The organism is Pseudomonas sp. KH_021 (genome assembly GCF_057838865.1).
Map to the genome: position 1 here is coordinate 3,406,291 of NZ_CM174477.1, position 17,939 is coordinate 3,424,229.

A 17,939-nucleotide genomic window follows, 5' to 3' on the forward strand; every position below is an offset into this window, starting at 1 on the left:
CTACAGGGAATGTGTCGCTCGATGCTTTAACGGATGATTTTATAAAATATTTAACAATCATCTTACTTAAAATAAAAATACATGCGTATTTACGACACGATCATGCCCATCACCGACAATTTCAAACAAGGATATTGCCGAATACCGAAAAACTTTTTATAAAATATTCAATTCAGCACGGAGGTAGACATGTCTGACAATCGTCGTTTCGATACACACCGGGAATCCGTCGCCGGCAGGGCTGATGTAGAGGACACCCCAGAGCTCATCGCCTACTACGCAGAGCTCGAGCGCCTGAAGACAGGCGCACTGTGGACTGTCGCTAACAAAATCGAACCCTGGGCGCCGAAGTCCTCGTCCGTCCCAGTGATCTGGAAGTATGCAGACCTGCGCGAGCTTGTTCTGCGCTCGGTAGATCTCGTCACGCCGGAAAAGGCTGGGCGTAGAGTTATTTATCTGAACAACCCGGGCCGCCAGGACGTCTCTGCCGCAGTCGGTTGGCTGTATTCCGGTCTTCAGGTGATGCACCCTGGGGAATCAGCTTCCGCTCACGCACACTCGTCCTCAGCACTGCGCTTCATCATGGAAGGAGCCGGCGCGTACACCATCGTCGACGGCCACAAGATGACGCTGGGCGTGAATGATTTCGTGATCACGCCCAATGGCACCTGGCATGAACATGGGGTTGAAGCGGACGGCCAGACCTGTATCTGGCAAGACGGGCTGGATATTCCGTTGGTCAATGCGCTCGAGGCAGGCTTCTACGCAGTACATCCGGACCTGACGCAAAAAATTATTGCCCCGGTGGACGACTCAGTCGGTATCTGGGGAGCAGCAGGGATACGGCCATCCTTCGTGAAATGGGACAAACCGTATTCGCCTCTTTTCAAATACAGCTGGCAAGACACGTATCAGGCGCTGCTGACGTACGCAGAAAAAGTAGCTCCGGATCCGTTCGACTGTCACATCATGCAGTACACCAACCCCGCCACCGGTGGTCATGTCATGTCGACCATCGGCGCCAGCATGCAACGGCTCCTGCCAGGCTTCAAAGGCAAAGCCCATCAACACACGGGCAGTTTTGTCTACCACGTTGCCAAGGGTCGCGGTTATTCAATCATTGATGGCCAGCGCTTCGACTGGCAAGAGCGCGACATTTTCTGCGTGCCCTCCTGGGCTGTGCATGAGCATGTAAACAGTTCTGAAACAGACGACGCATGCCTCTTTTGCTTCAACGACCTGCCGACGATTGAAGCCCTCGGGTTGTACCGAGAAAAACCGTTCCAAGAGAATGATGGCTACCAACTGGCCCACCCATAAAACCTATAAAAGGAAGCTGATATGCGTCTCGTCACATTCCGCGCTGAAGTGAATGCCGCCTCTCGTTTGGGCGCACTTGTAGAAAATTATGTTGTTGACCTGAACAAGTTGGGCGGTGCTGCCGGTCAAGTTCTGCCTGACAACATGCTCGACTTCATCGATTTGGGCCCGGCGGCAATCCGCTCGACCACTCAGCTGCTGGCGTCCTATGAAGGTGTGTTCCCGGTAGGCACTGCCGTCCCGCTGGCAAACGTAAAAGTCCTTGCCCCGATCCCACGTCCGAAGAAAAACATCTTCGGCATCGGCCTGAACTATGTTGAGCACGTTGCTGAGTCCAGCCTGTCACTCGACACCTCCAGGGAACTGCCTAAAGAGCCCGTGATTTTCTCAAAGCCACCGACCACCGTCATTGGCCCAGGCGATGCAATCGAGCACAACGCGAAGATCACTCAGCAGCTGGACTGGGAAGTTGAGCTTGCCGTCATCATTGGCACGCGTGGCAAATCGGTCACTGAAGAACAAGCGCTGGACTACGTCTTTGGCTACAGCCTCATGGTGGACATGAGCGCCCGGGATTGCCGCCGCGCAGGTCAGTGGATCTACTCCAAGGGCCAAGACACCTACGCACCTTTTGGCCCGGTCATCGTGACGGCCGATGAGATCCCTGATCCACACAATCTTGACCTGAGCCTGAAAGTCAACGGCGTGGTCAAGCAATCCTCCAACACGCGTCACATGCTGTTCAAAGTACCGAAACTGATTGCTGACATTAGCGCTGGCATCACCCTTGAACCTGGCGACATTATCGCCACCGGTACCCCAGAGGGCGTCGGTGCGGGTCGAACGCCTCAGGAGTGGGTGTGGCCGGGCGACGTCATTGAAGCGCACGTGCAGTCCATCGGTTATCTGCGTAACCCTGTCGTCGCCGTCTAGGGAGTCAACCCATGTTGAATTTACCCACCTTCAAGTGCGCTGCTGTACAGGCATCACCGGTATTTTTGGACACCGATGCCACGATCGACAAAGCCTGTGCACTGATTGCTGAAGCCGCTGGGAACGGGGCAAAGCTTGTCGCGTTTCCAGAGGTGTTTGTTTCGGCGTATCCCTATTGGAGCTGGCTGGCCAACCCACTGGTTGGCAGCCCGTGGTTCGAGAAACTGTGCAAATCAGCCATCGAAATTCCGAGTGCCGAGTTCACCCGGCTTCAACAGGCAGCCAAAGCGAATGCGATCAATGTCGTGATTGGTCTGAATGAGCGCAGCCCCCACAGTATCGGAACGCTGTACAACACCGTCGCTACGATTTCCGATGAAGGCAAGCTTCTGGGTCGGCACCGAAAGCTCGTCCCTACTTGGGCAGAGAAGATGACATGGGCTAACGGCGATGCATCGAGCCTTCGTGTCCACAAGACCAGTGTAGGGCCGTTGGGCGCTTTGGCTTGCGGGGAAAACACCAACACGCTCGCTCGGTTCAGCCTGCTGGCCCAAGGCGAACTCATCCATGTTGCGTCCTATATATCACTGCCGGTCGCTCCAGCAGACTATGACATGGCCGAGGCCATCAAGCTGCGGGCAGCGGCTCACTCTTTTGAGGGCAAGCTGTTCACGGTCGTCTCATGCTCAACGATTTCTGAAGAGATCATTGAGGCCATGTCGCACATTTGCCCGAACGCACGAGAAACGCTCAGCCGAAAAAATAGCGCTTTCAGCGGCGTCATTGGCCCGGATGGCAGAGTCATCGGTGAGCCGTTGATCGACAGCGAAGGGATTGTTTACGCCGACATCGATTTATCGCGATGCATACAGCCGCGCCAGATGCACGACATCACCGGTGGGTATAACCGCTTCGACATTTTCGATCTGAGAGTTAACCGAAAGGCTCTGGTACCTGCCAGGTTCGACGAAACGCCAGAGCCCGACCTGGCTGGCGACGAGGGTTTTAATCTGCCTGCCGACAAGGAAAAAGCGACCTATGAATAAGCTTAACTACCGTATCGGGCAGATCGTTCCGTCGTCGAACACCACGATGGAAACTGAAATCCCGGCAATCCTTCGAGCCCGCGAAGCCATTGAGGCAGAGCGTTTTACCTTTCATTCCAGTCGCATGCGGATGAAGCATGTGACGAAAGAAGAGCTTGCCTTGATGGACAAGGACAGCGATCGATGTGCGCTTGAGTTGTCGGATGCACGTGTGGATGTCCTGGGATATGCGTGCCTGGTCGCCATCATGAGCATGGGAATTGGATATCACCGCATCGCTGAAAAGCGTCTTCAACAGCAGACCCTGGATAACGGTGGGCCAGCGCCCGTTGTCACGAGCGCAGGCGCGTTGGTTGACGGTTTGAAAGCGCTGAACGCCAAAAAGGTGTCGATACTGACCCCCTATATGAAACCCCTCACCCACCTGGTTATCCAGTATCTCGAAAGCGAGGGCATCGAGGTCGTTGATAGTATCTCGCTGGAGATATCCGACAATCTCGAAGTTGGACTTCAAGACCCCTACGCGCCTGCCGAAATCACCAAACGCCTGAACACCCATGGCATTGATGCAATCGTTGGCTCCGCCTGCGTACAAATGCCCTCCCTGCCCTCGATCCAATTGATTGAAGATCGGACGGGTATTCCAGTGATCTCGTCTGCTGTGGCGACCACCTACATGATGCTCAGACAGCTGGGCCTCAAAACCTGTGCTCCAGGCTACGGCTCACTCCTGTCTGGCCGATACTGAGGCTGCACGGCGGTGCGAGGAATTGTAAAATGTCGCCCACTCCGCGGTATTGTCAATTTAAGGGCACGCAATGAACCAAAACGATAATACCTCCAGGCTGTCTCTTCTCACCGCGGGTGACGACGCTGGCCAAGGTGAGAAGACCCTTGGCGTAAAGGCTCACACGATGATCAGAAACGACATCATCGCGGGCTTTTATAAACCTGGCCAAGCACTACGCCTGGAAGCATTGAAAGAACGCTACGGCATCAGTTTTTCACCTATCCGCGAAGCGTTAAACCGCCTTCAGGCTGAAAAGTTGGTGGTCGCCGCACCGTCCAAAGGCTTCAGAGTAAAACCCATTTCAATCACTGAGATGTGGGATGCGATCAACACTCGCGTGCTGATTGAATGTGAAGCGTTGCGTCTATCGATCGCCCGTCATGACAAACAATGGCAGATGGATGTCATGCAGGCCTATCACTCGCTCCGCCAGGCTCAACGTGAACGCAATAGCGCGGGCTGCCTGTCGACTGATTGCTATGAAATGCTGGAAACCCAGCATTGTGAATTTCATCGGACACTTATTTCTGCCTGCGAATCAGAGTGGCTGATGGGTTATGCCTCGCAGTTGTACAGCCATACAGAGCGCTATCGCCGACCCAGCCTGGCACAGATGAGGGGAGAGAGTGCGCGGGATATTGATGCCGAACACCTTGCACTCGTCGATGCAGCATTAGCAGGAGATGCTGAGTTGGCCTGTGAGTTACTCGCCAAGCACTATCGAGAAACGGGTTTTGGAATTCAAAAAATTCTGGAGCAACAAACAGAGGTCACCCAGGTGGTTTTGGAATGAATGGATACTATGCCTACCGCCCTGAAGAGGGCCACGGCCTTCTTCGAGACCCCTTGCCTTCGTTTGTTGGCCCTCGGCCGATAGGCTGGATTTCGACACGCAACAAAGAAGGCCAACTTAATCTGGCCCCCTATAGCTTCTTCAATATTTTTTCCTTCACGCCGCCGATTGTTGGGTTTTCCAGCATCGGCGTGAAAGACACGTTAAAAAACGTTCTGGAAACGGGTGTCTTTGTTTGCAACCTTGCAACAAAAGACCTGGTTGAGCACATAGAGGCTACCGGTGAGCGTTTGCCTTATGGCGTAGACGAGTTTGCTCATGCCGGCCTGGATTTTCTAATGTGCGATGAAACAGGTGCCCCCAGAGTGGCGAGCGCGCTCGTGGCGCTAGAGTGTCGACTCACTCAAAAACTTGAAATCCACGACCTTGGCCTTGAGCAAACCGATGCGTGCATGGTGTTTGGTCAAATCGTGCGGGTTCATATTGCCGATCGGCTGATCAAGAATGGCAAGCTGGATGACGCAAACCTCAACCAGGTGCTCCGCGGGGGCGGTGCAGGCACCTACGTTGAGGTTCCTCCGAGCAGCCATTTCAAGCTACCTGAGCGGGCCTGATGCAGGGTCAATTCAGCCCTCCCCTGCATGCCAAATCAAAGCATTAGGCGTGCACTTGCCCCCAGCAGAGGTTCGTTATCGGCCACCACCGGGTCACGTAGTTCGTAGAGTTCCCCAGCTTCCCAGGAAGATGCCATCGGCACCGATCAGCAGGTCGCAGCTGTACTCGCTACCATCGGTAAAAAACACACGCGGCTGTCCGGCAATCTGTTCTACACGTTCCGCACGCTTGCCGAATTGAGCGATACCCTCCGGCAACTGGCTGGCCAAAGCGTCGAGGAAGTCAGCGCGGTGCACTGATGACTGCATAGGTATCTACACATCTTTTGGCGTACTGCTACGAATGTAGCCGCTGACGAGGTACGAGGCTGCGATCGGCAGCGAAGCGGCCGTAAAACCTGAGACCGTAATCCATCAGGCACACCGAAGGGCCTGAGTTTACGACGGCTTCGCCGCCGATCGCAGCCTCGTACCTCGGCAGCGGCTACAAGAGCCGCGCTGCCCCAGAGTTGTGTAGATACCTATGCTGATGACTGCCCTACACCGTCGGCCACACTGGCGCCGAGGTAACCGGCATTTTCGCCGCGGCGCCATTCAAACCAGATGTCCTGCCAAGGATCAGGGGTGCGGTCGGCAATCTGTCGATAGGGCTCGGCAATGCCCAAACCGGCAATGGCGCGTACTGCATTGGCGCCAAAGGAGACACCCGCCCCGACCTCGCCAAAGGCGGGAGCCGACTCAAACAACTGAACCTTGGAACACGGCCGTATTGATAATCGCAGCAGTTACCGTACAAGCTATTACAGATGTGAATACTCCTGTCGGCCGACTGGCTGATGACTCAACGGTGCGAGGGCCTTATGGAGTTGCGTGATCTGGATTTGAACCTGCTGGTGGTGTTCAACCAACTGCTCATAGACCGGCGCGTGTCGACTGCCGCGGAAAATCTGGGCCTGACCCAGCCCGCCGTGAGCAATGCGCTCAAGCGGTTGCGCACTTCGCTGCAGGATGATCTGTTCGTGCGTACTTACCGAGGCATGGAACCCACGCCCTATGCGGCACAGCTGGCAAAGCCTGTTTCGTTGGCCATTCACACATTGCACGAAGCACTGAACCAGCAAAACAGCTTCGATCCGCATACGAGCGAACGTACGTTCACCATCGCAATGACCGATATCGGCGAGATCTACTTCACGCCCAGGCTGATGGATGCTCTAGCGCGACTGGCTCCCAAATGCCGGATCAGTACGGTACGCAATACCTCGGTAGCCCTGATCGAAGCGTTGCAAAACGGTACCGTTGACCTGGCCGTGGGGCTCCTGCCCCACCTTCAGGCCGGATTCTTTCAGCGCCGGCTGTTTCATCATCACTACGTGTGCCTGTGTCACAAGGACCACCCGGCCACTCGCGAACCGCTGACCCTGGAGCGGTTCTGCGCATACGGACATGTGCAAGTCATCTCCGCCGCCACCGGGCACGGAGAAGTGGATGCCCAGATGGCACGGGCAGGCGTTCAACGTGACATTCGCCTGGAAGTACCTCACTTCGTCGCAGTGGGTCACATCCTCCAGCGCACCAACTTGCTGGCCACCGTACCCCAGCGCTTCGCAGACACCTGCGTGGAGCCCTTCGATCTCGTCATCCTGCCCCTCCCAATGGACCTGCCGGAAATCGCAATCAATCTTTTCTGGCACGCCAAGTACCACAGGGATCCGGCAAACCGCTGGTTGCGACAACTCATGTTCGAGCTGTTCTCGGATTGACGTCCCATGAAGTGACGACGAGTATCAGGCGTCATCAGGGGTGAGCACAGACATCAGAACAGGGTCTGCGTATAGCTCAGGATCAGGCGGTTCTCGTCGATGTCCGTGCGATAGTTGGAGCGCGCTACGGCGTTACGCACCCTGACCGAAAAGTTCTTCAAAGGGCCGCTCTGTACGGTGTAGCCGATGTCCAGGTCGCGCTCCCAGTCCTTACCTTCAAAGCTTCCAGCGTCGACATTGTCGCCCTTGATGTAGCGCACGCCCCCGACCAAGCCAGGCATGCCTAGTGCTGCAAAGTCATAGTCGTAACGTACTTGCCAGGAACGCTCGTCAGCGGAAGCGAACTCGTAGGTAGGCACCTCGTTGCCCAGCGGGGAGACAGTAGCGAACACGCGAGGAAAACCCTGGTCCCCGTACATGCCTTGGTAGCCGACGTAGAACGTGTGCCCACCGCGTTTAGCGGAAATCAGCGCATAGAGAGCTTGGTTGTCGAGTTCGCCGACCAGCGCCTTTCCGTCGCCCGAAGAGTCGAAGTATCCAAGATTGGCACCCAGCGTCCACAAGCCGATGGCCTCGCTGTGTTTGAGGCCGAGGAACCGCTGATGATAGATATCTTCCAGCTGGCCATACCACGCGCTCACACTGGTGCGATTCAGGTTGAAGACATAGTCGCCGCCGGTGTAATTGAAGCGATCAGATGTGATCAGGCGCTGTCGGGCATCACGCCTGGGGGCGAAGCCGACGATGGCACCCATCTCTTCGTCGCCAGCCTCGCTGCGCAAGCTGATTGAGCGCAACTGACCCGCCTGCAGGGTCAGTCCGGATATCTCTGTGGAAGTCACCGAGACCCCCTCATAGGTGTTGGGCAGAAGGCGATTATCGGTGAGGCTCAGCACTGGCAGGTTGGGCTGTAGCTCACCGACCTTAAGCTCGGTTTTTGATGCTTTGACCTTTCCAGTCATGCCTGCACGACCGTAGTCATCAGGTGCCGTCTTGCCAAAGGCACCGGGCAGCAATCCAGTACCTGCACGGTCGGGACTGCTGTCGAGCTTGATGCCCAACAGGCCGATGGCATCAACGCCGAAGCTTACAAACCCAGGCGTGTAGCCAGATTTGTAGTTGAGTATGAAGCCCTGGGCCCACTCCTCTGCCCTGGATTGTTTGCTGGGGCCGACGATGTCGGAGAAGTCCCGGCTGAAGTAGTAGTTGCGGGCGGTCAGGGTAGCGGTTGAGTCGCCCAGCAAGCCACTTTCGCCAGCTTCGGTGGTCAGCGAAATGGCCATGGCAATAGTGGTGGCCAGAGCAAGGCGCGCGGGTTGCAGATGCTTGTTCATAGTGTTCTCTTATTTTTGTTTTGTATCAGCGTCGGCACGCCAATGTGCAACTGACTGCCACATAACGAGGGTGTGACTGAGTACTGCCCTGCTATAAAACGGCAGGGCGCAGAGGGGCGCTGCCAGTTATTCGGGCAGAGACGCCATGTCGGCACGTACCGGCTGGGCCGGCCGCTGCCAGAGGAAGATAAGGATGGCCAGGGCACCGACGACTCCCGGCGCGGCAAACGCCAGGAAGCAGGCCTGGAGTGGCAGCTGCGCCGCGTGCATTGCGCCGCCCAGAAGTGGGCCTATGATCGCGCCAATGCGACCGATGCCCATCGCCCAGCCAAGCCCGGTAGAGCGGATGTGCGCAGGGTAGTACTGAACCGTGCAGGCGTTGGCCAGGATCTGGGTACCGATGGTGCTGGCACCTGCGATCCCGATCAGCAGGTAGAGCACCGGCAGTGGAGACTTGAGAGCCAGCAGGCTGAGGGAAAGTGCCCCAATAGCGAAGAAAGCCAGCAGCACCCGCCCAAGGCCTATACGGTCACCCAGCCAACCACCGCCAATGGCGCCAAAAATTGCACCGAAGTTCAGCACCAGCAGGAATGCCAGGCTGGAATTGAGGCCATAGCCAGCGGCGTTCATCAACTTGGGCAGCCAGGAGCTCAGCGCATAAACCATCAACAGACAACAGAAGAACGCCAGCCAAAGCATCAGGGTTTTCAGTAGCCGACCGTCCTGGAACAGCTGACGAATCGACGCTTGCCCAGCCTGACCGTGGGCAAGGTTCAACTGGTCACCGGGTTGTGGGTTGTAATCGGGTGCGGCACGGCACAGCAGCCTCTTGGCCTGTTCGTGCTTGCCCTGGCGGATAAGAAAGTTGATCGACTCCGGTAACCGCCGCACGAGCAGTGGCATGACTAGCAGAGGGACTACCGCGACGAAGAACACCGCCTGCCAGCCCCATTTCGGCATCAGCAGCATTCCCAGTCCGGCAGAAAGCATCCCGCCCACTGAATAACCACTGAACATGATAGCGACCAGGGTGCTGCGCACCTTCTTCGGCGCGTATTCGTTCATCAGTGCGACAACGTTAGGCATCACCCCGCCGATGCCAAGGCCGGCAATGAAGCGGCACACAGCGAACTCTTCCGGATTGCGCGCGAAGCCATTGAGCACGGTGAAGCCACTAAAAAGCATCACGCAGGTCATGATGGTCTTGCGTCGCCCAATGCGATCCGACAGAGGCCCGAAGAATAAGGCCCCCAGCATCATGCCCAGCAACGCACAGCTGCCGAGCATTCCGGCCTGCAGCGCTGACAAGCCCCAGTCCTTCATCAGCGCGGGTAGCACCACGCCATAGATGACCAGGTCATAGCCGTCGAAAATGATGATGAGTGCGCACCAGAACAGTACGCGTGCGTGAAAGGTATTTAAACGGGCCCCGTCAAGCAGGGCGGGAACATTGATGGCTCGCATGGCATGGCTCTTCTAGTCATTGTTATCGAGCCGGAGACTCCGGCTGGGCAGGCTCCGGTCTGGAAGCCTTACTCAGGCGCAATTGCTCAGGGCGTCCCAACCCAAACGTATCCGGGCGTCGGCCACATCGGCATCCAAATCGTGATTCCAGAGCCAGTCGAAGCGGCTTGCCAGCGTCGCGCCTAGCGCTTTTTCATTGTCACCAACGGACAGATCGCGCAGCTCGTACAGCTCACCGGCTTCCCGGGAGGTGCGCTGCACACGGCACGCACGGGGGCGACGCAAGGCGTCGTAAGCCGCCAGCACGCCGACGAGCGTGTCCGTGTTGAGCTGCGGATCACTCAGCAAACGGGCCAGGAAATAGGCGTCTTCCAGCCCCTGCCCTGCCCCGGCGCCCTGGTGCGGCAACGTGGCGTGGGCGGCGTCCCCGATCAGTGCGACACGACCATGGACATAGCCGGGCAGCTCGGCGAGGTCATGCAAGGCCCAAACGGTTGGCGCCGGAATGCATTCCAGCAGGACACGTGCAGCGTCGCCCCAGCCAGAGAAGGCGTCGAGCATTTCGCCCTGACTGGCTTCGCGAACCCAGGGCACGTCGCTTGGCCAGACGGGGTCCGGCCGGCCACGGTCAGAGACGAAGGCCACAACATTGATAATACGGCCCTGCTTGACCGGGAAGGTCAGAATGTGGCCGTCCAGCCCTAGATACATTTGCGGCACATTCACGAGGTGTTCGTCGACACCGGCAGCGCAATAGGCCTCGCGCAGGCGATTGCTATCGATCAGGCCGCGATAGGCGCAGGTGCCGCTGAAGCGCGGCGCGACAGGAGCAGCGCCGATCCCTTCCAGCACATGACCACGCAGGGCAGACTTGATGCCATCGGCACCGATCAGCAGATCACAGCAGTAGTCGGTACCATCGGTGAAAACGACTCGGGCTTGATGGTCAGATTGCTCGACTTTTTCAGCGCGCTTCCTGAATTGTGCGACGCCCTTGGGCAGACGCGAAGCCAGGGCATTAAGAAAGTCCGCCCGATGCACCGAAGACTGACCCACACCCGGTGCCACACTGGCACCCAGGTAACCGGCATCCGCGGCCCGGCGCCACTCGAACCACACGTCCTGCCAGGGCTCGGGCGTGCGGTCAGCAATTTCCAGATAAGGCTCGCCGAGGCCGAGACCGGCGATGGCCCGCACAGCATTGGCACCAAAGGACACGCCCGCGCCCACTTCACCGAAGGCCGGGGCGGATTCGAAAAGCTGAACGTCGAGATGAGAATGACGGCAGAGATCAAGGGCCAAGGCGACGCCGGAAATGCCGCCACCAATGATGCCAATACGCAAGGCAGGCTTGTTCATGTTCGTACCCACGGTGTTGTTGTTTTTGGAGTGGGTAGATCATGTCCAACGAATGAGTATTGATAAATGCAGCCACTCCAATACACATAATCACCAACCTGAATATTGGTGTTAGCCAGTGAGCGCTGGCATACGTGTTGGCCAATAGCGACGTTGGATCAAATCCGATCTGACACATTGCGGACAGTTGCCAGCCTTACTCAAATCTGCCTTCTATTAATCCTGTTTTCGCGATGTGAAAAAGGCCGTCACTGCGGCGAGTATCAACAAGATAGAGCTTGCGAGAAATGTCATGCGGTAGCCGCTCCCGTCGAACAGCAGTCCGCCGAGGGTAGAGCCCAGCGCAATGGATAGCTGAATGACTGCCACCATCAGGCCGCCACCGGCTTCAGCATCCTTGGGCAACGCCTTGGCCAACCACGACCACCACCCCACAGGTGCCGCCGCCGCGATCAGGCCCCACAGCCCCAGCAATACGAAAGCTGCCACGACTCCGCCGCCAAGGACGATCAAGGAAAGTGCAATGGCGGCCATCAAGAGTGGAACGCAGACCAGGACGCGGTACATGCCGGTTTTCAGGAAAGTGCCGATCAGAATGGTCCCGACAAAACCCGCCACGCCGATGACCAGCAGGATCATCGACAACATGGAGACATCTACACCAGTGACGGTCTCCAGGAACGGGCGCAGATAGGTGAACAATACAAACTGCCCCATGAAGAAAGTGCCCACACTCAACATGCCGAAACTGACCAATGGGCTCTTGAACAATCGAAAGACATTGCCAGCACCCGCTTTGCGCGGCGCCGCCGTCATGGCTGGCAGGCTGATCCACTGCCAGATCAACGCGATGATCGCTACCGGAATCAGGCAGAAAAAAGCACCCCGCCAACCGATGACACTCCCCAGATAGCTTCCCAGTGGTGCGGCCACTACGGTTGCCAAAGCATTGCCGCCGTTGAAGATTGCCAAAGCCTTGGGCACGCTATGGGACGGTACCAAGCGCATGGCCATTGCCGCCGACATCGACCAGAACCCGCCGATCACCACGCCGATCAGCGCACGGCCAATCATGTACACCGTATAGTTTGGCGCTAGACCGACCACCAGCCCCGACGCGCACATAATCCCTGTCAGTAGAAGCAACAGCGTCTTGCGGTCCATTGAGCCCGCAAGCCTAGAAATCGAAAGGCTTGTCAGCACCGCGAAAGCGCCGGAGATGGCGATCCCATACCCGGCCAGTCCTTCACTGATTTGCAGATCCGATGCAATCGGCGTGAGCAAACTGACAGGCATGAACTCCGAAGCGATCAGCGCGAATACGCACAGTGTCATCGCAAAGATGCCACTCCAGTAAGCCGGCAGTTCCCCAGTCTCCTGCGTGCCGAGGGCATTACCTGCCGGGGTGTCGAATACTTGAGCCGTCATTCAAAAACCTCTCTTCAAACAGTTGTTGGCTGAAGCACTGGCCTTTTAGCCAACCACCGTCAGGTGCCGGGTAAAAAAGGCAGTGAGTTTTGTCCAGGGAATCAAGTTCACGCGGTCGTACAGATCTACGTGACCAGCGCCGGGAACCCAGGCCAGTTCCTTAGGTTCGGCGGCGCGTTGGTAGGCGTCCTCGCTGAACGCCCTGGAGTGCGCCTGATCGCCAGCGATGAACAGCAGCGGACGCGGGGAAATCGTCTCGATATCGTTGAATGGATAGAAATTCACGAACCTGACTTCACTGGTCAAAGCGCGGTTTTGCGTCAGTTCCAACGTTCTGCCATGAGGGATATGGATACCGCGTGGCGTGCGATAGAAGTCCCAAAACTCGCGAGTTACCGGGTCGGTTTCCTTGCCAGGCTGCGCAGGCAGATAGTTCAGAAATTGCATTGTTCCGGTAGAAAACTCGTCGTAGCGTTGCCCGGCGGCTTTGGCGAGCATGGCCTGGCGTTGCTCGACAGTCACTGAGCGCCCCAGACCATGACGGGTAACGGCGCCCATGTCGTACATGCTGACGGTGGCCACGGCTTTCAAACGCAGATCCATCTTGGCCGCACTGATGGCAAAGCCACCGCTGCCACAGATACCCAGTACGCCGATACGGTTGCGATCGATAAAGTCCCGCATGCCAAGGTAGTCAACGGCGGCACTGAAAGCGTCGGCATACATTTCGGGCGCGACCTGGTTACGAGGTAGGCCCTCACTCTCTCCCCAGAATGGCAAGTCAATCGCCAGCGTGATGAAGCCTTGTTCCGCCAGCTTTTGTGCGTAGAGCATGGAGCTTTGCTCTTTGACTGCTCCCATGGGATGACCGACGATAATCGCCGGCGCTTTAACGTTTCGAGCCAGATTTTTGGGCGTAACAAGATTGCCCACAATCTGAAGATTGTATGAGTTCTTGAAAGTCACCTTTTGCACTGTGACCTTGTCGCTTTTATAAAAATTGTCGGCACCTTCCGGCGGGTTGACAGCGTTTTTCGAGTCAGCCGCAAAGGCTGAGCCGCCTGCGATCGAAAGGACGCCCAGAGCCGCAATGCTGACGCCCGCAGCCTTTACGAATTCGCGCCGATCAAGCCCAGGAGGGGTCAAGGCTTCTGTAGCTACAAGAGTTGCAGGTGTCTCGCTCATCATCAGTACTCCGTTCCAGATAGGTGACAGAGCTTGACGGATTCGAGATACCCTGATTAGTAGGTGTAATCTTCATGTAGCTTTGAGAAAAACTCAGCAATGGCCAATACCAAAGTCAACGATCTCCAAGCTTTTCTGGCAGTGGCGCGCGATCAAAGCTTTACCAAAGCCGCCGCCAAACTGGGCATTACGCCTTCTGCGCTGAGTCATACGATCCGGGCACTTGAACAAAGACTTGGGATTCGTCTGCTGGCCCGCACGACACGCAATGTGTCGCCGACAGAGGCGGGAGAAAGATTGATGCGCTCGATCGCCCCGCTTTTTGATCAGATCGCTGTTGAGCTTGAAGCCTTGAGCGAATTACGGGACAAGCCCAGTGGCACGATTCGTATTTCCTGCACTGACGATCAGATTGAGTTGTGCATTCGGCCGATGCTCGCAGGCTTCTTGAAGAATTACCCGGATATCACACTGGAGTTCTACGTCGACTATGGATTCACCAACGTGGTCGAGGAACGCTTCGATGCCGGTATTCGCATGGGCGAATCGATCAGCAAGGACATGATTGCGGTTCGCATAGGACCGGATTGGCGGTTGGCGGTGGTGGGATCTCCGGCGTATTTCGAACGCAAACCGGCACCCGCGACGCCCCATGATTTGACTGCCCATGACTGCGTCAATATTCGACACAGGCCATCAGGGGCGATTTACGCCTGGGAGTTTGAACGAGATGGCCAGGCGTTTGCGGTCAAGGCAGATGGGCAACTCGTTTTCAACAGCATCATGCATGTTCTCAATGCCGCCGTTGATGGCGTTGGTCTGGCCTACGTACCAGAGGAATTGGTCGCACCGTATCTGGCCGACGGCCGACTCAAAGAAGTCCTGGCCGACTGGTGTCCTGAGTTTCAGGGCTACCATTTGTATTACCCCAACAGACGCCAGGCGTCTCCCGCCTTTTCTGCATTGGTGGAGGCGCTGAAATATAGAAGCTGAGCGTTCTATATTTCAGCGCGGCAACGTCTGCTATTGGTTGTGGATTTCTGCCCTTCACGACAGGCAGAAAACGGCCACAAGCAGTCAGTCAGAGCGGCCGCGACAAGGTTGAACCTCATTGCAAGGTCTGCCGGTAGCAGCGCTAGTTTACTGGAGTTAATACAGGTTCCCCCGCGAAATGAGTTGTCAAGTTATCGAAAGTCAGATCCAGCATTGCCTGAACTGTCGCATGAGTAGAACTGGCCATATGCGGTGTCAGCACCACGTTGGGCAACGCTAGCAATGCCTGCGAAACGTGCGGCTCATCGCAAAACACATCGAGCCCCGCCGCGAGAATCTTGCGGTCGCGCAAGGCCTCGACAAGGGCATCTTCGTCGACGATGGAGCCGCGCGCGATATTGATCAATAAACCGCAGTGGCCAAGCTCTGCCAGCACGGCCGCGTTGATCATGCCGTGAGTGTCGGAGCCACCGCTCGCGCACACCACCAGATAATCGACACTCGCCGCCAGTGCTTGTACATCGTTGCACCAGCGATAGGGCACATCAGCCTTTGGCGTGCGCCCCGTATACGCAATGCTCATACCGAACGCCTGGGCTCGTAAAGCCACTGCTCTGCCAATACGGCCCAAACCGACGATGCCCATTCGTCCGCCAAACACCCGCGAAGTCATCGGATGGCGGCCGGCTGTCCATTCACCTCGTCGCACAAATCGGTCGGCGGTTAGCACTTGGCGTGCGGTACACAGCAACAGCGCGATAGCGAAATCTGCAATGTCTTCAGTGGACAGTTCAGGGGTATGGGTGACCCAAACGTTGTGTTCGCGCGCGGCTTCAAGATCGATTCCGTCGTAACCGACACCCAGCACCGAGATGATTTCGAGCGCTGGCAGTCGAGCGATCAATACACGGGGCACGCTGGATTCGGCAGTTGCAACAATGCCTCGCACAGTGGGAGCCAGTTCCATGAGCCGCTTTTCGTCAAGAAGCGAATACGAGTGACAGTCGAAATGCTCGCGCAGGCGGATGATGAAACTATCGGGCATGCGGGAAAGCAGTAACAAAGTGGGTTTCATCGCGTTGTCATGTCTCGGTAAAGTACGAAGTATCAGCGGCGTGGACGTCTGCCATGCCGCCGCGACAAGTGGGAGGGGCTTACTCAAGAACGGTTGGATCGCGCCGGATTTCCTCGCGAGCCATGGCTTCCCACAGGAATGGGAACCCATTGGCATCGGTGCGCTCTCCGGTTGCGAGCGCGACACTGGCGGGCAACGGTGAGCCGCCGCCGAGTGTTTCGACATGCCAGGCCAGACGGCTGCGCCACTCCAGTGTGATAGCGCGCAAGTGTGCTTGGCGGATGCCGTTGGCCACCACCAGCACGCCGTGGTTGGCGAGCAACGCCCATTTTTGCGTACCGAGAGCGTCCACGACGGCGCGGCCTCGTTCGGTGTCTTCTACCGTGCCCTGATACTCGTCATAGAGCACCGGGTCAGTGTCAACCAAGGCGGACGTTTGGTCATAGATCGGCGGAATACGCCCAGCCGCCGACCACACTGATCCCCACTGCGGATGGTTGTGGATCACTACCCCGACATCATGCCGGGCGGTGTGTACATCTATGTGCAGGTTGATGGCCGGGGTGATGTTCCACTCACCCTCGATCACCTTGCCGTGCGTATCGAGGCGCACGATATCCGAGGCGGTCACTTCACCCCAGGTGAGTTCCCATGGGTTGGCCAGGTAAGTGCCATCGTCCTGGCGAACGGTGATGTGGCCGGCAATGTGGTCGTTATAACCCTCGCGATACAAAACCCGACACAGCAATGCCACGGTCTGGTGTGGTGTCAATTCGGGCAGCAGCGCATATCGACCTGGCTTGGGAGCGTAGCGGGCCAGCAAATCCATGTTAAGCGAGTCCTTCAACATAGTTGTTTCCTCTTGAACGACTGTCTCAAGCTGTGATTGACCAATCAATGAATTACCCATGGAAAGACCCGCGAGCGAAAACCGAGGTGCGCTGCATGCGCCGTTGGTGCGGTTGATAGTCCAGGATGGCGTTGTGGAGCACGCTACGGTTGTCCCAGAGCACCATGTCACCGACGCGCCAGCGATGGCGGAAACCGAATTGAACGTGTTGGCAATGCGCATGCAGGTAGGCAAGGATGGCATCGCCCTCGGGGATGGCCAGGCCGTCGATATGGGTGGTGTAGGTCGGGCTCAGATACAGCGCCTTGCGACCTGTCACCGGGTGCTGAATGACCAGCGGATGCAGGTGCCGTCGGTTCGCTTTGATGACCTCGACATAGCGCTCGTGCGTGACGACGTTTTGGCGCAGCGCTGCCGTCATTGGCCCGTTCATGTCGTGCCAGGCGCTGAGGCCTTCGAGGTAGTGTTTCATGCGCTCGGACAGCGCGTCGTAGGCCGTGGTCATGCTGATCCAGCAGGTGTCGCCGCCACACGGCGGCAGGATCTGGGCGTGAGTCATTGTGACAATCGGTGGGCTGGGCAGAAAGCTCTCGTCGTGGTGCCACATATCAGCTCGATCGCCCAGCTTGGAGTCGATCACGGTGATCTGTTCAAAGCCCTCGCCCAGGTTGGGATAGAAGGTGTGGACTTCTGGCTCACCGAAATACCGTGCAATCGCCAAATGTTGCTCGGGTGTTAGTCCCGGGACGTGCAATACGATGGCTTCATGTTTGAAAAGAGCCGCCTCAAGCGCCGCCAGTGTTTCTGGCAAAACTAATGAAGCCGGATCTAGATCAAGCACTTCGGCACCCAGGCTTGGGCCAAGGGGCCGGACAATGAAAGATGAAGGCATGGACAATCTCCCTGAAGGGTTGGAACATCCGATCTTATGGGGCGCATTACTACGCGTTTAGACGTTGTCTGATTGACGAAAACGATCATACTCACGTCGC

16 protein-coding genes and 2 pseudogenes are annotated in these 17,939 nt (G+C 57.0%); 8 read left to right on the top strand and 10 right to left on the bottom strand.

Annotation, left to right across the window (positions count from 1 at the left end; translation table 11 throughout):
• Positions 1 to 189: 189 nt before the first annotated feature.
• From AC3IX4_RS15750 to AC3IX4_RS15775, 6 genes are all read left to right on the top strand, one after another.
• Positions 190 to 1,320, top strand: a complete 1,131-nt coding sequence (locus tag AC3IX4_RS15750; RefSeq protein WP_489256371.1) for a cupin domain-containing protein — start codon at positions 190 to 192, stop codon at positions 1,318 to 1,320.
• 21 nt (positions 1,321 to 1,341) lie between these two features.
• Positions 1,342 to 2,253 (top strand): fumarylacetoacetate hydrolase family protein, encoded by a 912-nt coding sequence (locus AC3IX4_RS15755; RefSeq protein WP_489256372.1) that lies wholly within the window; start codon positions 1,342 to 1,344, stop codon positions 2,251 to 2,253.
• A gap of 11 nt (positions 2,254 to 2,264) precedes the next feature.
• Positions 2,265 to 3,299: a carbon-nitrogen hydrolase family protein gene (locus AC3IX4_RS15760; protein WP_489256373.1), complete on the top strand. Its 1,035-nt coding sequence runs from the start codon at positions 2,265 to 2,267 to the stop codon at positions 3,297 to 3,299.
• Entirely contained in the window at positions 3,292 to 4,047 is a 756-nt protein-coding gene (locus AC3IX4_RS15765; protein ID WP_489256374.1) for a maleate cis-trans isomerase family protein, read from the top strand. Before AC3IX4_RS15760 ends, AC3IX4_RS15765 begins: the two co-directional genes overlap by 8 nt.
• A gap of 70 nt (positions 4,048 to 4,117) precedes the next feature.
• Positions 4,118 to 4,882 carry a GntR family transcriptional regulator gene (locus AC3IX4_RS15770; protein ID WP_489256375.1) on the top strand — a complete coding sequence of 255 codons (765 nt, stop codon included), beginning with the start codon at positions 4,118 to 4,120 and terminating at the stop codon, positions 4,880 to 4,882.
• Positions 4,879 to 5,496: a flavin reductase family protein gene (locus AC3IX4_RS15775; RefSeq protein WP_489256376.1), complete on the top strand. Its 618-nt coding sequence runs from the start codon at positions 4,879 to 4,881 to the stop codon at positions 5,494 to 5,496. The genes AC3IX4_RS15770 and AC3IX4_RS15775 overlap by 4 nt, the downstream gene beginning before the upstream one ends.
• A gap of 129 nt (positions 5,497 to 5,625) precedes the next feature.
• Here the strand turns inward: AC3IX4_RS15775 and AC3IX4_RS15780 are convergent.
• Both AC3IX4_RS15780 and AC3IX4_RS15785 read right to left on the bottom strand, forming a co-directional pair.
• A pseudogene (locus tag AC3IX4_RS15780) lies at positions 5,626 to 5,802 on the bottom strand (salicylate 1-monooxygenase); the annotation flags it as partial.
• A 221-nt stretch (positions 5,803 to 6,023) separates the two neighbouring features.
• A pseudogene (locus AC3IX4_RS15785) lies at positions 6,024 to 6,248 on the bottom strand (salicylate 1-monooxygenase); the annotation flags it as partial.
• A gap of 108 nt (positions 6,249 to 6,356) precedes the next feature.
• Here AC3IX4_RS15785 and AC3IX4_RS15790 point away from each other — a divergent pair.
• The gene (locus tag AC3IX4_RS15790; RefSeq protein WP_489256377.1) at positions 6,357 to 7,259 is read left to right on the top strand and encodes a LysR family transcriptional regulator; all 903 of its coding nucleotides are present in this window, start codon (positions 6,357 to 6,359) and stop codon (positions 7,257 to 7,259) included.
• A 53-nt stretch (positions 7,260 to 7,312) separates the two neighbouring features.
• Here AC3IX4_RS15790 and AC3IX4_RS15795 read toward each other — a convergent pair whose 3' ends face one another.
• From AC3IX4_RS15795 to AC3IX4_RS15815, 5 genes are all read right to left on the bottom strand, one after another.
• Positions 7,313 to 8,593 (bottom strand): OprD family porin, encoded by a 1,281-nt coding sequence (locus AC3IX4_RS15795; protein WP_489256378.1) that lies wholly within the window; start codon positions 8,591 to 8,593, stop codon positions 7,313 to 7,315.
• Positions 8,594 to 8,719: 126 nt separating this feature from the next.
• The gene (locus AC3IX4_RS15800) at positions 8,720 to 10,057 is read right to left on the bottom strand and encodes an MFS transporter (protein ID WP_489256379.1); all 1,338 of its coding nucleotides are present in this window, start codon (positions 10,055 to 10,057) and stop codon (positions 8,720 to 8,722) included.
• Between the two features lie 72 nt (positions 10,058 to 10,129).
• A complete protein-coding gene (salA, locus tag AC3IX4_RS15805; protein WP_489256380.1) occupies positions 10,130 to 11,416 on the bottom strand; it encodes a salicylate 1-monooxygenase in 1,287 nt (428 codons plus the stop codon).
• Positions 11,417 to 11,632: 216 nt separating this feature from the next.
• Positions 11,633 to 12,844: an MFS transporter gene (locus AC3IX4_RS15810; protein ID WP_489256381.1), complete on the bottom strand. Its 1,212-nt coding sequence runs from the start codon at positions 12,842 to 12,844 to the stop codon at positions 11,633 to 11,635.
• Between the two features lie 45 nt (positions 12,845 to 12,889).
• Positions 12,890 to 14,032, bottom strand: a complete 1,143-nt coding sequence (locus AC3IX4_RS15815) for an alpha/beta hydrolase (RefSeq protein ID WP_489256382.1) — start codon at positions 14,030 to 14,032, stop codon at positions 12,890 to 12,892.
• Positions 14,033 to 14,128: 96 nt separating this feature from the next.
• Between AC3IX4_RS15815 and AC3IX4_RS15820 the strand changes: the two genes are divergently transcribed.
• A complete protein-coding gene (locus tag AC3IX4_RS15820; protein ID WP_489256383.1) occupies positions 14,129 to 15,022 on the top strand; it encodes a LysR family transcriptional regulator in 894 nt (297 codons plus the stop codon).
• A gap of 142 nt (positions 15,023 to 15,164) precedes the next feature.
• Here AC3IX4_RS15820 and AC3IX4_RS15825 read toward each other — a convergent pair whose 3' ends face one another.
• Genes AC3IX4_RS15825 through AC3IX4_RS15835 form a run of 3 tightly spaced genes read right to left on the bottom strand, consistent with a single transcriptional unit; the run spans position 15,165 to position 17,839 of the window.
• Entirely contained in the window at positions 15,165 to 16,184 is a 1,020-nt protein-coding gene (locus AC3IX4_RS15825; RefSeq protein ID WP_489256384.1) for a 2-hydroxyacid dehydrogenase, read from the bottom strand.
• The gene (locus tag AC3IX4_RS15830) at positions 16,177 to 16,947 is read right to left on the bottom strand and encodes a class II aldolase/adducin family protein (protein ID WP_489256385.1); all 771 of its coding nucleotides are present in this window, start codon (positions 16,945 to 16,947) and stop codon (positions 16,177 to 16,179) included. Before AC3IX4_RS15830 ends, AC3IX4_RS15825 begins: the two co-directional genes overlap by 8 nt.
• Before the next feature lie 52 nt (positions 16,948 to 16,999).
• Positions 17,000 to 17,839, bottom strand: coding sequence for a TauD/TfdA dioxygenase family protein (locus tag AC3IX4_RS15835; RefSeq protein WP_489256386.1), 840 nt, complete (start codon positions 17,837 to 17,839; stop codon positions 17,000 to 17,002).
• Positions 17,840 to 17,939 lie beyond the last annotated feature (100 nt).

What these genes read in the sequence shown, in the direction of transcription:
- AC3IX4_RS15775 (WP_489256376.1), top strand. Translation starts at nt 4,879, where the DNA reads ATGAATGGATACTATGCCTACCGCCCTGAAGAGGGCCACGGCCTTCTT.
- AC3IX4_RS15795 (WP_489256378.1), bottom strand. Translation starts at nt 8,593, where the DNA reads ATGAACAAGCATCTGCAACCCGCGCGCCTTGCTCTGGCCACCACTATT.
- AC3IX4_RS15835 (WP_489256386.1), bottom strand. Translation starts at nt 17,839, where the DNA reads ATGCCTTCATCTTTCATTGTCCGGCCCCTTGGCCCAAGCCTGGGTGCC.
- AC3IX4_RS15815 (WP_489256382.1), bottom strand. Translation starts at nt 14,032, where the DNA reads ATGATGAGCGAGACACCTGCAACTCTTGTAGCTACAGAAGCCTTGACC.
- AC3IX4_RS15765 (WP_489256374.1), top strand. Translation starts at nt 3,292, where the DNA reads ATGAATAAGCTTAACTACCGTATCGGGCAGATCGTTCCGTCGTCGAAC.
- AC3IX4_RS15810 (WP_489256381.1), bottom strand. Translation starts at nt 12,844, where the DNA reads ATGACGGCTCAAGTATTCGACACCCCGGCAGGTAATGCCCTCGGCACG.
- AC3IX4_RS15790 (WP_489256377.1), top strand. Translation starts at nt 6,357, where the DNA reads ATGGAGTTGCGTGATCTGGATTTGAACCTGCTGGTGGTGTTCAACCAA.
- AC3IX4_RS15755 (WP_489256372.1), top strand. Translation starts at nt 1,342, where the DNA reads ATGCGTCTCGTCACATTCCGCGCTGAAGTGAATGCCGCCTCTCGTTTG.
- AC3IX4_RS15750 (WP_489256371.1), top strand. Translation starts at nt 190, where the DNA reads ATGTCTGACAATCGTCGTTTCGATACACACCGGGAATCCGTCGCCGGC.
- salA (WP_489256380.1), bottom strand. Translation starts at nt 11,416, where the DNA reads ATGAACAAGCCTGCCTTGCGTATTGGCATCATTGGTGGCGGCATTTCC.
- AC3IX4_RS15760 (WP_489256373.1), top strand. Translation starts at nt 2,265, where the DNA reads ATGTTGAATTTACCCACCTTCAAGTGCGCTGCTGTACAGGCATCACCG.
- AC3IX4_RS15820 (WP_489256383.1), top strand. Translation starts at nt 14,129, where the DNA reads ATGGCCAATACCAAAGTCAACGATCTCCAAGCTTTTCTGGCAGTGGCG.
- AC3IX4_RS15770 (WP_489256375.1), top strand. Translation starts at nt 4,118, where the DNA reads ATGAACCAAAACGATAATACCTCCAGGCTGTCTCTTCTCACCGCGGGT.
- AC3IX4_RS15830 (WP_489256385.1), bottom strand. Translation starts at nt 16,947, where the DNA reads ATGTTGAAGGACTCGCTTAACATGGATTTGCTGGCCCGCTACGCTCCC.
- AC3IX4_RS15800 (WP_489256379.1), bottom strand. Translation starts at nt 10,057, where the DNA reads ATGCGAGCCATCAATGTTCCCGCCCTGCTTGACGGGGCCCGTTTAAAT.